We start from the raw sequence: 13,038 nt of genomic DNA, 5'->3' as shown, positions 1-13,038 counted from the left end.
TGTCCGACACTGGCTTGTAGCGGTTGAAGTCGGGGGGACATCCAATGCGATCTAGATTTGTGCGCTTCCAGCTCCGCGATTTGCTGCTGATCATGGTGCCGGTGCTGATAGCCGTCGCAGGCGCCACCTGGATTACCTTTCGTTTCGCCCATCCGGCGCCGCCCGATACTCTTGTGCTATCCGCGGCTGCTGCCGGCAGCCCCTATTATCGTTATGCCGAGCGGTACCGGGCGGTCTTTGAACGCAACGGCGTCAAGCTCGAAATCCGCGAATCTGGCGGATCGCTGGCCAATCTCAAATCTTTATCTGACCCCGGCTCTGGCGTGGACGCGGCCTTCGTCCAAGGCGGACTTGCCTCAAGCAAAGACACGCATGGGTTGCTGTCCCTCGGGCGCGTCGCGTACGAGCCGCTTTGGGTTTTCTATACCGGCAGCACGCCGCTTGAGCGGCTAACCGAGCTCAAAGGCAAGCGCATACTGGTCGGCCCTGCTGGCAGTGGAACCAATAGGCTGGCGTTGCGGCTCCTTGCGGCCAACGGCATCACCAATGAAACGGCGACGCTGATCAATCACGAGCTACCGGATTATGTCGACCTGCTCGCCAAGGGAGATGCGGACGCGGGCTTTCTCGTGCTCGCGCCAGAGGCGAAGACGATCCAGCGGCTGCTGAGAACTCCCGACATTCACTTTATGAGTTTTGCGAACGCTGATGCTTACGCCCAGCGCTTCCCATTCCTTTCACGACTCGTATTGCGGCAGGGCGTCGTCGACTTCGCGGACAATGTCCCTCATAGCGACACCACGCTCATCTCGACGACCGTAGCTGTAGTGGTGCGGGAGAGCCTGCACCCTGCACTTATCAACCTCCTGGCCCAGGCCCTGCAGGAGGTGCATGGACAGTCGACGGTCAACGATGCCGGCGAAGTGCAATTGTTTCAGAGCGCCGGCGAATTCCCGACGGCCAATGATCCCGAATTCGCATTTTCCGATGAGGCACGCCGGGTTTACCGCTCGGGAGCTCCGCTTCTTCAACGCTACGTGCCGTTTTGGGTGGCAACGACTGTCGATCGCTTGATGATTTCTCTTGTGGTCTTGGTGCCAATTCTCATTCCGCTGCTGCGCTTCGCGCCCCAGATTTATGATTGGCGCATTCGCCGCCGCATCATCCATTGGTATGGAGAACTCAAGCGTTTGGAGTCCGCCGCCAAGAGCGCAACAACCTCCGAGGAACGCGCCGCAAAGTTGCGAGATCTCGAGATGATCGAAGCGGCTGTCGACAACCTGCCAATTCCGCTTGGCTTTGCTGACCGGCTGTATCAATTGCGCCAACACATTGAACTGGCGCGCCGCCGCCTGACGTTCGCCGGACGGTTCTGACGTTTCAATTGCGGGAGTTAGGAATTCAGTTGGAGTTAGGAACGAGCGGAGTACGGGAACTCAAATCCCCTGGCCCTGAATTTCTTTCTTGAGCTTATCGCGCGCGGTCTCGGCGCCTTCGATGTTGGGGTGCACCTTGAGAAGCTGGTCGTAGACCTCGAGCGCGGCCTTCTTCTCGCCCATCAGAACGAGAATCTTCGCCATCCCGTCCAACGCCCGAAAGTGGTTCGGCTCGATAGCGAGCGCACGCCGGAGATCGCCCAGCGCAGCCGTGTAATTGTTCAGCCGGTATTCGACATAGGCGCGATGGCTCCACGCCTCGGCGTATTCGGGCGCGAGTTCCACCGCCGCGTCCAGGAACGGCATCGCCTTCTCGTTCTCGTTTCGAGAAGAGAAAATCTCCCCGCGATCGATGAGCAGGTTGACGGTGTCGCCACCTTCGAGCCGCCACAGCCGCTCAATGGCGGCACCGATTTCGCCCCCCTGGCGATGGTCGCTCTCGGTTGCGAGAAAGGCGTAAAGGTTGTCGAGAGTCTTGGCGGTTTCTTCCGGCGTCTTCGGCCAGGGCAAGCCCATCATGCCGGGTTCGCCCTTTTGGCTTGCGGCAGCACCGGGCGAAGGCGCGACCGGCGGCGACTTCTTCTTTACGGCAGGCAGCTCCTCGCGCGGCCGCGCCGGCGGGGCCGGGACTTCGGGGAAAGGCTGGGTCTTCAAAAGCTCATCGTCGGCTGCAGCGTTAGCCGCGCCGGCTGAGACCGCCAAAAGAAGGAGAAGAAGGCGTGCGCAAAAAATCATGCCTCGAAGCTAATCGAGGCATGGGATTTGGTCAAAAAGACTCTCGTGAATTCGCCGTAACGTCGCGCTCTGGCGCAACGTTCTCAACCCTGGCGGGCCTTGAAGCGACGGTGAGTCTTGTTGATGACGTAAACCCGGCCTTTGCGGCGGACCACGCGGTTATCGCGGTGCCGTGAGCGCAGGGACTTCAAAGAGTTTCTAACTTTCATAACGACACCGGTTAATATGGTGGGCCCCAGAGAGATCGACCCTCCGACCCTGACCATGTCAAAAGAGATGGAAGCCGGGCTTGTACCCGCCAGAAGCCGGGAAAACAAGGCCATTCCGACGAAAAGCCGCGCTAGAACGAGCCAAGAAGCCTCAAGTCCCGAAAACGACGGCCGATTCAGGCCCAAACGGCCGGAATCTGGGCGAATTTGCCGTCAGGCAGCCGGAGCACTCCACCCCTTGTATTTCGACACCCCAGATGGCGGATTGAAGGCTCAATCGCTGCCAAAATGAGCTTGGCCCTGCATATCCATTAGAACGCATTTGAGCCCTCCGACTTCCGGATTTTCTGTGGATAAGCAGAAGGCGAGCGCCTGAATAGACCGTTTGGCAGCTTTTCGACTCCCTCGCGGCCATGCTTCTTTCCGCCGGGGGTTGCCGGTATTTCAGCATCCACCGGCATGTCACTGATTTTTCGACGCTAATGTTTACGTAGGCCCGCATTTTTATTCAGCCGGGTCCGATTTTTATTTCGCACGAATTTTTACTTCATCAGGCACCGATATTGGGAGCCACCCATGCTTTCAGGGAATCCGTCGCTCGAAATTTTTAGCGCTTCCATCTGGAATGACTCGTTCGCGCCTGAAGATCAGCGCCGGGCAGTCAACAGCTTGGAAGACGGCCGCATCCTTTATTTCAGACACCTTTCGTTTCAGCTCGATGAGCCGGAAAGATTTCTGCTGGCGACATCCTGGTCCAACCAGAAGGCAAAAAACATCAGCCTCGATCCGAACGAAGGCAAGTTGCGCGGCACGAAGGTCGAGGGACCGGACAGCGATCAACTGACGGCGATGATGCGGCGGTATGCATCTTACACGCAGCAATTCATGCAATTGCTGTTGCCTGGGTACGCTCCACGTCTGCAACTCGGGCGAACCAGCTTTCGGCCGCAGGAGATCGAAGGCAGAGAACCCGCCTCCTATCGCAAAGATGATCGGCGCTTGCATCTCGACACATTTCCTTCGCGGCCGTGCCGGGGAGCGCGCATCTTGCGCGTGTTCACCAACATAAATCCTGCCGGCAAACCGCGCCAATGGCTGGTGGGAGAACCTTTCGAAGCATTCGCCGAACGGTTTCTACCGAGCGTGAGACCGGCGGTGCCCGGCCTTTCGCGCATCGAGTATGCGCTCGGCATCACCAAAAAGCCGAGAACACCTTACGATCACATCATGCTGCAATTGCATGACCGCGCTAAAGGCGACGCACGCTATCAGCGCGAGGCGCCACGCCAGGAGGTCGCCTTCGAAGCAGGTAGCACCTGGGTCGTTTTCACGGATCAGGTTGCGCACGCCGCAACGAGAGGCCAATTCGCATTGGAGCAAACGTTTGAGCTCCCGGTCGCAGCACAACAGCGGCCTGACCGGTCTCCTCTGCGCGTTCTCGAACGCATGACCGGCCGCTCGCTCGCGCCGGCAACGAACTGAAGCAAGGTTCTCGTACGCAACGCGGGTAAGCGTTACGAATCTTTGCTCAAGTGAGACGGCCGCCTTGCGTATCAGGCGGCCGTTTGCTTTGAAAAAAATGCATGTAAAGTTGAAATAACGAAGATCCACTTCGGGAAGCTCTTCAGAACCCGAGCGAAAAGCCCCTGGTTAGTTTTTCTTAAACGATTTCGAGACGATCTGCGTGTCGGTTGGCTTCAAATTTCTTACCAGAAAACGGCCTGGACTATCGTCGGATGAGCGCGCATATGGCCATATCGTATGCGCACTGATCAATGTGATCTAGATCAGTGCACCCCAAAAGAGACGGCACTAAGTAAGCAACGTTGGGGGGATTTGTCGGGGGGACAACCGATAAGGAGGTTGGCCCATGGACTTGGTCTCCAATATCACTCAGATGCTCAGCTCTAGTTTGGTATCGCGTATAGCTTCGAGCCTCGGCCTCGATAGGTCACTCACAGAAAAAGCAATCAGTGCTGGTGTCCCCGGCCTACTGGCTGCGCTCACGTCGCTCGTTTCCAGACCCAACGGCGCTACGGCGCTCAATGGCGCCATTGCGCGACAACAACCCGGATTGCTCTCGAGTTTAGGCAACATGCTCGGCGGCTCTGCGCAGTCGAACATTATTGAAACAGGCACCAGCACCCTCACGTCTCTTCTTGGCGGCGAGACTATATCTGCACTCACCAACGCGGTTGGTCAGTACGCAGGGATCGGGAACGCGGGCTCGAAGAGCCTTTTGGGCCTGCTCGGACCTGTCGTGATGGGCGTACTGGGACAGCAGCAGCGCGCAAGCGGGCTCGATGCGACGGGCCTCGCAAACCTACTCACTTCACAGAAAGATAATATCGCCCGTGCGCTTCCCGCTGGCTTCTCGAATTATCTTAGCGGTACGGGCATTCTGGACGGCCTTGGTGGCACGACCGATACGCGGGGTGCATCGGCGACAGCGAGACCAAGTTACACGACGATGCCACCACCGACACCGAGACCTGCGGACCGGTCTCCCAATATGCAATCATGGGGCTGGGTACTCCCCGTAATCGGCGCGCTGATACTCGGCGGCCTCGCTTGGCACTGGTTGCGCCCAAACCCAACGGAAACGGCTCTCAATTCTCCTCCGCCGTCTATGGCACCATCAAGCACGGGAACCAGCACCGGCGTCTCGGGGCTCGGAGCAATGCCCGCATCCTTTGAGGCGCTCGAAAATCTGCGTGGCATCAAGGTCGGTGACGTCGACATTGGCACGCAACTCGCCAACGCGGAGACCGGCATGCGTTCCGCGATTATCAGCGTTCAGGATGTGAATTCGGCGCAAGCAGCCGTGGCGCCGCTGGCAAGTTCCGCGAACGATTTTGCCAGGCTGACAAAGCTTCTCGATAAGCTCCCCCCCGACACCCGCATCTCGGTCGTGAAAACAGTCATTGCGACGAGACCGGCCCTTGATCAGCTCTTCGACAAGGCGCTCGCAATTCCTGGAGTGAGCTCTGTCATCAAGCCGACCGTCGATAAAGTTCACTCTCAGTTCGATGCACTGACGACGGCCTGAGCCACGCGAGAAGAATGCCCGAATTAGAAGATCAAATTGGAAAGGAACACGATCATGGCGACGACTACGACCAAGCATCCAGCAGTCGAGGAACATCTTTCGGCGGCTTCACACCACGCGGCAGCGGCTCATCATCACCACGAGGCAGCGCATCAGCATGCTCACGGCAAGCAGGAAGAGAGCAAACAGCACTCGGCGGCGGCGCATGAGCATAGCGAGAAGGCTCACAAGCACACGACTGAAGCTCACAAGCTAACAACCAAATAGCTTCGGCCTGAGTTCGGATAGTCGCTTTAGCCCCACGAGTTGGTGCACCATGGGTGCGCGCCAATCTCGGAGCCAACGAATGATGGAAACTCGATTGCTGGCAGTCCCTGTCGGCAACAGCGGCCATCTCTGGGACAATGCCGCAATGCGGCCGAGACCTCATCGCCTGAAAATTGCTAAAGCGAGCTCTCCTTCGTTTTAGGAACTCAAATATCCTCTGATGCGGTCAGACGGCGTCACGCTGGGCCATATTGAATTATTCTGGTTGATCACTGGAAAGTGGTTCCGACGGATTTCCAGATAGCAGAGCCGCGCAATTGGATCGCGCGGCTCCGAAGGTGTTAGTTGATGGTGCCCAGCTGCTTGAACAGACTGTAGACGTCGAGCACATCCCAATGCTCGGCGAGTTTGCCGTCCTGGACGCGAAAGATGTCCACTGCGTCGAACTTGTAAGCCTTCCCGGTGGCAGGGATGCCGAGCCAGTCGCCCTTGTGCGTCCCGGAGTAGGTTCCGTAGACCCACACCTTGTCGCCTTCGGACACGATCTGCTTCAGCTCGAACTTGAAGTCAGGAGACGCCTTGAACCAGGCTTCGAAGAAATCCTTGAAGCCCTTGCTCCCCTGCCCAACGAGCGGATTGTGCTGAATGTAGTCTTCCCGCATCAGGCCACCGAGAACGGTAAAATCCTTTTCTCCGAAAATCTTGGCGCCAAACTGTGCCAATAGTGCCTTCGGGTCTGACATCTGTACATCCTGTGTTTGCTGGGGCCGATTTTCCTCGGCGGCAAGTGCTTCGAGAGACGCCGAGCCTCCAAGAAGCGCGCAAGCAACCAGCGTGGCAGTAATCCTTTGCATTTCGATCATCCTCTCATGCGTGCAACTCAGCGGAAGCGCCGACGAAGAGGATTTCGGCACATAGGTTTCCATTGTAAAGAAGGCACCAGTTCGATATATAGGTACCCGTTGGTAACCTTGGGTAGTCATTCAAGATGAAGTGGAATCCTTACGCTGCAAAGTGCCCAACGCGTCAGCTACTCGACCGCATTTCGGACAAGTGGGTGGTGCTCGTGCTCTCACTGCTGGCCAATGGGCCAAAGCGTTTCAGTATGTTGAAACGCGAGATCGACGGCATATCCCAAAAGATGCTCTCGCAGACGCTGCGCGCACTCGAACAAGACGGACTTCTTACCCGTCGCGCGTTTCCGACCGTACCCGTGACGGTTGAATATGAACTGACCGCCCTGGGTCAGTCTCTAAACATCGCGATGGGTCCCGTCGAAAAATGGGCGATCGCGAACATGAGTCGCGTTCTGAAAGCGCGCGAAAGTTTTGATAAGAAGCCGATGTAGTGAATGCCGAGGCAGAGCCGCTTAGTGTCACAAGTATGAGCACGTCCGAGGCATCAGACAGGTGGAAGCACTTTCAAAATTGAACCACTGACGCGTCGAGATATCACGCTGGAGGCTTCAAAGGGGCGGGCGGATGACCCGGCTCATGGTGAAAATATTTGAGTGTTACATACGCACCGATCCAAGAGCCGACGATCGCAAATCCTACGTAGACCCAATTATTGGTATAGCTGATGACCGCGAACGAAGAGAGCATGTACCAGATGCCGCTCCAATTTGCTGCCGAGAGAGGCCGCTTGGAGACCACTGAGGCTGTGAACTTCACATAAGCCGCGTCGGTTGCCGCCGTCGCAATCAGTACTCCGGCTCCGATCCAGGGTTCGAAAATCATAAGATTCTCCTTTTCCAGGCAGTCCGGCGTAGCGCTTGCGCAGCGCCGACCGGGGGCATCGCGGCCGCTCGGAGATCGTAATCCAGACCGGTCAAGAATTCCCTCCGAACGGATCACCCCCGAACGGCGTCTCGACCATGAGCAGGGTCCCCACGCCTCAGTTGCGGAAGACAAAGAATGGGAAGCCGCGCGTGGTCGTGCTCGACTCGAGGCTGGTCAAAGCGATTCGGCTATTCGTTTCACAAGCTCGGCCGGCACGCGTTCGTGGCCCGGCTGCTCGAAAGCCGCGGCAGTCTCAAGGAGGCTCAGGAGGCTGGCGGCTGGGCATCGACCCAAATCGTCGCCGACACCTACCAGCATTTGAAGGAATGGCCGCTTTCCAGACCGCTCTTGGCAAAGCCGCTAAAGTCGCGCCCCTTTTCGTTGGCACACACGGCGAACGGCCAACACAGAAAGGGAAGTCTAATCCGGAAAAACCATCGAACCCTGAGGTTTCGATGGTGGGCACTACAGGGATCGAACCTGTGACCCCTACCATGTCAAGGTAGTGCTCTACCGCTGAGCTAAGTGCCCGGAAGAAGCGAGCTTCTAGAGTGTTAGCGATACTCCGGTCAAGCCCTGGAATACGGCAAATCGGCCGCAGGTGAAAATAAGCCCGTCTCAGACCGCCAGAAGACGGTCAACCTCGCGCACCAAATCCTTCAGATGGAAGGGCTTCGACAGAACGCGGGCGTCCTTGGGAGGCTGGTTTTCGCTGTTGAGAACGACGGCCGCAAAACCCGTGATGAACATGATCTTGAGGTCGGGATCGATCTCGCTGGCGCGGCGGGCGAGTTCGATGCCGTCCATTTTCGGCATGACGATGTCGGTGAGCAGAAGCGTGAAGGGCTCGGTCTTGAGGCGGTCGTACGCGTCTTCGCCATTCTCGAAGGCGACGACGTCATAGTTCGCTTTTTCGAGCGCCTTGACGAGGAAACCGCGCATGGAGTCGTCATCCTCGGCGAGCAGGATGCGGCGGATCGGCAGGCTGGAGGGCTTGGCTGTCATGACTACTCTGATGTGCGGAAGGTCCCAGACGAGAAGTACCCGATATCTCATCTAATGCAAACTTGGCCCGACTTTGGTAAACGGAGAATGAAACTGTGGAAATGCCGAACGCAGCGCGGCAGTACTGCATCACTCGGGCATGACGCCGGCAACCTTCGCTCCGCAAGTTATGTGCAATCGACGCGCGCCTAAGTCTTCCATGGACTTACGCGTGCTGCATTGGCAATGTATTCCGCAACGAAACACCGAATTGCGGCCGGGATCTGAACGAGACACAACTGACTATGGCCGACGATAGAACTCACGACGTACCGAGAGCATTTTTCCCGTCTTTCGACGTACTGGCACCACGCGTTCAATCCGCACCCTTCGTGTTCTCTTCGCCCCACTCCGGCAGGCTCTATCCTCCTGAGTTTCTTGCGATCTCGCGGCTTGATCCGAAAACGCTGCGCCGCTCCGAAGACTGCTTCGTCGACCGGCTTTTCCGGCCCGTGGCGAGTTTGGGAGCGCCGATCATCAGCGCCCGCTTTCCGCGCGCCTATCTTGATCTGAACCGCGAGCCTTACGAGCTCGACCCGGAACTTGTCGGCGAGCCTTTGCCGGCCCACGCGAACACGCAGTCGATTCGCGTGGCGGGCGGACTGGGTACCGTCGCTCGCATCGTCGCTGACGGCGAAGAAATTTATCCGGACCGGTTGAGCCTCGACAGCGTGCTCGCACGAATCGAGCAGCTCTATTTTCCCTTCCACGCCGAGTTGTCGAGGCTGATCACGTCGACGCGCGAGACATTCGGCTACGCCGTCCTCATCGACTGCCACTCCATGCCGTCGACGGCGATGGCACCGGGTGGCGCACAACGGCCCGATATCGTCGTAGGTGACAGGTTCGGCGCCGCCGCCGATCCGCGGCTGACGCTGCTGGTCAGAGACGAGTTTCAGCGCCGTGGCTTCAAGGTGCAGTTGAACCGGCCGTACGCCGGCGGCTACATAACCGAACATCACGGCCGGCCGGCGCGCGGCACGCATGCCATTCAGGTTGAAATCAACCGCGGCCTCTACATCAACGAACTGACATTCCAGGAAACGGCTGGCTACGCGCGTCTTGCAGAAGCGCTGAAAGAGATCGTCACGTCTCTGTTTCGCGAAGTACCGGCGCTGCTCGACTATCGCGCCGCAGCCGAGTAACGCGCCGCTTTACCAAATTTATAAAGAAAAAGGGCCGTCCGAATTTTTCACGAACGGCCCAAGTCTAGGGAGGAAACGCCCAAGGAGGGCTGCGAAGCGCGAGCCGAGCTCACATATCGCACTGCAAAAAATAAAGGTGCAGCGCATTATCAGCAAATGCGATTTGCGCAGGTCTGACGAGCTTGAAACGCGGACCTCGCCGCAAGGCCCATTTTCCGGGCGTCCCAGTTGCAACTGGCGCGCGAAGAGCAATTCCCATAAAGAAAGGCCGTCCGAAGCCGAACGGCCCAAGTCTAGGGAGGAAACGCCCAAATTGGGCAGCGATTGCGATGAAGCGTGTCAACGCAATCACCTCGTAACGATGGGCTGCTTCGACCCTCGCCGCAATCTCCACGAGTATTATCCTAGCACATTGGGATGCGCGTGTATCAGGCCCGCAACAACTTACGTTACTAATGTGTATCTAGCTCAAGATTGCAGTATCTCGAAGTAACGTCTGATAGTAATTGGGACATCTAGCAAACACTTGAAATCGCAGGGTGAGCGCGTGCCGGGAACGTCACCCGCAGCGGAACTTCAGGCCATAATCCGCGTGGCCCACGAACTGGCCGATATTTCAGGCCCGGTTATCCTCAAGCATTTTCGCAAGACAATGCCTGTGGAAAACAAAGCCATAGGCGGCGCCTTCGACCCGGTAACCAAGGCTGACCGCGGCGCGGAAAAAGCCATATCGCAAGCGCTGGCAACAAGATTCCCTGATCACGGCATCGTCGGCGAAGAGTTCGGAACGAAATCCGGTTCGAGCCCCTACCAATGGATCATCGATCCGATCGACGGCACGCGATCATTTATCATCGGGTCGCCGCTTTGGGGCACGTTGATCGGCGTTCTCCAGGACGGCGTGCCGGTCTTCGGCCTCATGGATCAGCCCTTCACCGGCGAACGCTTCTGGTCCACCGATAAGGCTGCCTATCACAGCGTCCGAGGCGGCCGGCCCGTGCGGCTCAAGACGCGCGAGTGCACCCGCATCGACGATGCAGTTTTGACGACCACCCACCCCGAAATGTTCGAAGGGCCCGAACAACAGTCCGCCCTTTCGACGCTGAAGGAAAAGGCGCGGCTCACGCGCTATGGCGGCGACTGCTACGGTTACTGCCTGCTCGCCGCAGGTCTCATCGATATCATCATCGAGCCCGGTCTGAAGTCCTACGATATCGCGGCGCTCATCCCGATCATCGAACGTGCTGGCGGCGTCATCACGACGTGGACCGGCGGCAGCCCAGCGAGCGGCGGAAACATCATTGCGACGGGCGACGCCCGTCTGCATGAAGACGCCCTCACGATGATCAATAAACTCTAAACCCGTTCCGACAACGACGTTTCGATGCCCATGTACGCGTCGAAGGCTGCCCAAAACCGCTGGCGTATGGCGTCGGTCTCTTGCAAAATTTCGTGTCGCGAGCCCGGCATGAGGATGTGCCCGCCGGATTTGAGATCCACGGCGAAATCCTCGATTGCCTGCGATGAAACGACATGATCCGCACCGGCGGCGAACACCATCATCGGCACAGAGACGTATTTCGGGTAGTCCGGCCGCGAAAGCATCGCACAACTGCGAAGGGCAGCTCGGAGCCAGCCGACGGTCGGCGCACCCAGCGCCAGATCAGGGGCGGCTTCGATGATCGATTTAACGCGTGACCAGCGCACGTGGTCGGCCGTCAGCCTGTTGCCCTCGAATTCGCCGAGGTCGTTCGGCTCATCCCCGCCGCCGCGGACGTACGTGGTCGCAAACCCGCAGAGCGACAGGATCGAAGAATACGCTGTCGCAACGGGCCGGCTGGCGCCAAGCATCCGCTCGTGGATCTCGATCATCGGCGACAGCAGGATCATCCGCGCGAAAGGACTCGCTTCGTCCTGCGCCCCGCGCAGCAGGATATTGCCCCCGAGCGAATGGCCAAGCCCGATCAATGGTTGCGGCAACGATGGCTTCACGACCTCATCGATGAAGATTGCGAGATCGCGGTCGTATTCGGTGAAGGCCACGACGTGCCCTTTGCGCCGGTTCGAGAGCATGCGCTCCGAACCGCCCTGCCCGCGCAGATCGAATGTCGCGACGGCGAACCCGCGCCGCCGCAAGTCCGCGATAACCTCGAAATACTTTTCAATGAACTCGCCGCGGCCCTGCACGATGCAGACCGTACCCCGCGATGGCCCCCGCGTCGCTTCCCAGAGAGCGCACCGAAGCTTCAACCCGTCGTAGCCGTCGAAGGCTGTCACCTTCGCGCCGCTCGGAACGGGATTGATTGAGAGTGAAACGAGTTCCATCTGCCTCTCTTTTTAGGCTGCATCCGGCGGTCGGCCACCCCGGAGCCGGAGCCCGGCTACGGTAATTCCGAATAACGCCGTAACACACGATATCGCCGGAAACTCTCGCGAAACTCTCGCGAAACTCTGGCGAAACCCTCTTGAAGCCCTTTTTCCGCTTCCTACCTCTGTGTTGCGGTCGCCGCAAAGCGGGGCCGCACAAAGAAAAGGGCCGGTCCAGAAGGCCGGCTCACATGTCGCTTCTTAAGAGGATATGTCATGAGACACGCAGAATTCGCTCCCTTTTATCGCTCCGCTATCGGCTTCGATCGGCTCTTCCAGCTGTTGGATCAGTCCGCCGGCTACGACAGCGAATCCACGTATCCGCCATATAACATTGAACGCACCGGAGAGAACGCCTACCGGATCACTCTGGCGGTCGCAGGCTTTGCGCAGAACGAGCTGATGATCGAGGTCAAGGAGCAGACCCTTTCGGTTGCTGGTGAGAAGGCTCCAGAAGCCGCGGAGAAGACATATCTGCATCGCGGCATTGCAGCCCGAGCGTTCGAGCGCCGCTTCCAGCTCGCTGATCACGTCGATGTCACTGGCGCGAAGTTCGAGAACGGCCTCCTCCACATCGACCTGGTCCGCAACGTCCCTGAGAGCAAGAAGCCCCGGACGATCGCGATCGGCACATCGGGTGGCGTCCAGCAGCTTGAGGCCAATGCTGCCGCCTGACGTCTGACGGCCACCGCCTGACACCCGCGCCCGGCGGACCCCGTTTCACCACTTAATGCCACGTATCGAGCGGCAGCTGCGTCCCGGCGCGGCTGCCGTTTGCATTGTCCCCTCCGCCTGAGGAAATTTTGTTGCTGCGCGAGGTCTTGAACCTTGCCAAAAACGATTGCGACGGTCAGTGCTTCTTACCGCTTGTGCCGCAGTGCCAAATCTGTAGAATTTGTTAGATAGGTCAACATTGCTGTCCTTTGTGCGCCGATCCGGCTAGCACGAAGAACGGTGCGGACGTTACACGATCGGCCGAGGCAATGCTTTGCGGCGTGACGTGGC

At 58.3% G+C, this 13,038-nt stretch carries 14 protein-coding genes and 1 tRNA gene; 8 read left to right on the top strand and 7 right to left on the bottom strand.

Annotated features, from left to right (window positions below; all coding sequences use genetic code 11):
- The first annotated feature begins 44 nt into the window (after positions 1–44).
- The gene (locus AACL53_RS02670; RefSeq protein WP_339082212.1) at positions 45–1,376 is read left to right on the top strand and encodes a TAXI family TRAP transporter solute-binding subunit; all 1,332 of its coding nucleotides are present in this window, start codon (positions 45–47) and stop codon (positions 1,374–1,376) included.
- A 60-nt stretch (positions 1,377–1,436) separates the two neighbouring features.
- Here the strand turns inward: AACL53_RS02670 and AACL53_RS02665 are convergent, their stop codons facing one another.
- Both AACL53_RS02665 and ykgO read right to left on the bottom strand, forming a co-directional pair.
- Positions 1,437–2,090, bottom strand: a complete 654-nt coding sequence (locus AACL53_RS02665) for a tetratricopeptide repeat protein (RefSeq protein WP_339086859.1) — start codon at positions 2,088–2,090, stop codon at positions 1,437–1,439.
- Positions 2,091–2,254: 164 nt separating this feature from the next.
- Positions 2,255–2,380 (bottom strand): type B 50S ribosomal protein L36, encoded by a 126-nt coding sequence (gene ykgO, locus AACL53_RS02660; RefSeq protein ID WP_013216601.1) that lies wholly within the window; start codon positions 2,378–2,380, stop codon positions 2,255–2,257.
- Between the two features lie 576 nt (positions 2,381–2,956).
- On the opposite strand from ykgO, the gene AACL53_RS02655 reads away from it, so the two are divergent.
- The 3 genes from AACL53_RS02655 to AACL53_RS02645 all read left to right on the top strand — a co-directional run bounded on the left by AACL53_RS02655 (position 2,957) and on the right by AACL53_RS02645 (position 5,696).
- Entirely contained in the window at positions 2,957–3,862 is a 906-nt protein-coding gene (locus AACL53_RS02655) for a Kdo hydroxylase family protein (RefSeq protein ID WP_339082205.1), read from the top strand.
- 388 nt (positions 3,863–4,250) lie between these two features.
- Positions 4,251–5,429 carry a DUF937 domain-containing protein gene (locus AACL53_RS02650; protein WP_339082203.1) on the top strand — a complete coding sequence of 393 codons (1,179 nt, stop codon included), beginning with the start codon at positions 4,251–4,253 and terminating at the stop codon, positions 5,427–5,429.
- Between the two features lie 54 nt (positions 5,430–5,483).
- A complete protein-coding gene (locus tag AACL53_RS02645) occupies positions 5,484–5,696 on the top strand; it encodes a hypothetical protein (RefSeq protein WP_339082201.1) in 213 nt (70 codons plus the stop codon).
- Positions 5,697–6,037: 341 nt separating this feature from the next.
- Here AACL53_RS02645 and AACL53_RS02640 read toward each other — a convergent pair whose 3' ends face one another.
- Entirely contained in the window at positions 6,038–6,550 is a 513-nt protein-coding gene (locus AACL53_RS02640) for an ester cyclase (protein WP_339082199.1), read from the bottom strand.
- 134 nt (positions 6,551–6,684) lie between these two features.
- Between AACL53_RS02640 and AACL53_RS02635 the strand changes: the two genes are divergently transcribed.
- Positions 6,685–7,044: a helix-turn-helix domain-containing protein gene (locus AACL53_RS02635; protein WP_339082197.1), complete on the top strand. Its 360-nt coding sequence runs from the start codon at positions 6,685–6,687 to the stop codon at positions 7,042–7,044.
- Between the two features lie 103 nt (positions 7,045–7,147).
- On the opposite strand, the gene AACL53_RS02630 is transcribed toward AACL53_RS02635, so the two are convergent.
- The 3 genes from AACL53_RS02630 to AACL53_RS02620 form a co-directional block, all read right to left on the bottom strand.
- Positions 7,148–7,435 carry a hypothetical protein gene (locus tag AACL53_RS02630; RefSeq protein WP_339082195.1) on the bottom strand — a complete coding sequence of 96 codons (288 nt, stop codon included), beginning with the start codon at positions 7,433–7,435 and terminating at the stop codon, positions 7,148–7,150.
- Positions 7,436–7,933: 498 nt separating this feature from the next.
- Positions 7,934–8,008, bottom strand: a tRNA-Val gene (locus AACL53_RS02625).
- An 87-nt stretch (positions 8,009–8,095) separates the two neighbouring features.
- Complete coding sequence (locus AACL53_RS02620; RefSeq protein WP_045837081.1) at positions 8,096–8,482, bottom strand: cell cycle two-component system response regulator CpdR; 387 nt, start codon at positions 8,480–8,482, stop codon at positions 8,096–8,098.
- Between the two features lie 284 nt (positions 8,483–8,766).
- On the opposite strand from AACL53_RS02620, the gene AACL53_RS02615 reads away from it, so the two are divergent.
- Both AACL53_RS02615 and hisN read left to right on the top strand, forming a co-directional pair.
- Positions 8,767–9,666: an N-formylglutamate amidohydrolase gene (locus tag AACL53_RS02615; RefSeq protein WP_339082191.1), complete on the top strand. Its 900-nt coding sequence runs from the start codon at positions 8,767–8,769 to the stop codon at positions 9,664–9,666.
- Between the two features lie 547 nt (positions 9,667–10,213).
- Positions 10,214–11,026, top strand: a complete 813-nt coding sequence (hisN, locus tag AACL53_RS02610; RefSeq protein WP_339082189.1) for a histidinol-phosphatase — start codon at positions 10,214–10,216, stop codon at positions 11,024–11,026.
- Here the strand turns inward: hisN and AACL53_RS02605 are convergent.
- Positions 11,023–11,991, bottom strand: a complete 969-nt coding sequence (locus AACL53_RS02605) for an alpha/beta fold hydrolase (protein WP_339082186.1) — start codon at positions 11,989–11,991, stop codon at positions 11,023–11,025. The genes hisN and AACL53_RS02605 overlap by 4 nt on opposite strands.
- Positions 11,992–12,249: 258 nt before the next feature.
- On the opposite strand from AACL53_RS02605, the gene AACL53_RS02600 reads away from it, so the two are divergent.
- Positions 12,250–12,708, top strand: coding sequence for an Hsp20 family protein (locus AACL53_RS02600; protein WP_339082183.1), 459 nt, complete (start codon positions 12,250–12,252; stop codon positions 12,706–12,708).
- Positions 12,709–13,038 lie beyond the last annotated feature (330 nt).

It is taken from the genome of Hyphomicrobium sp. ghe19 (assembly GCF_902712875.1).
Lineage (GTDB): Bacteria > Pseudomonadota > Alphaproteobacteria > Rhizobiales > Hyphomicrobiaceae > Hyphomicrobium_B.
Note: the sequence above shows the minus strand (reverse complement) of the source record. Positions and strands in the feature narration are given on the sequence as shown.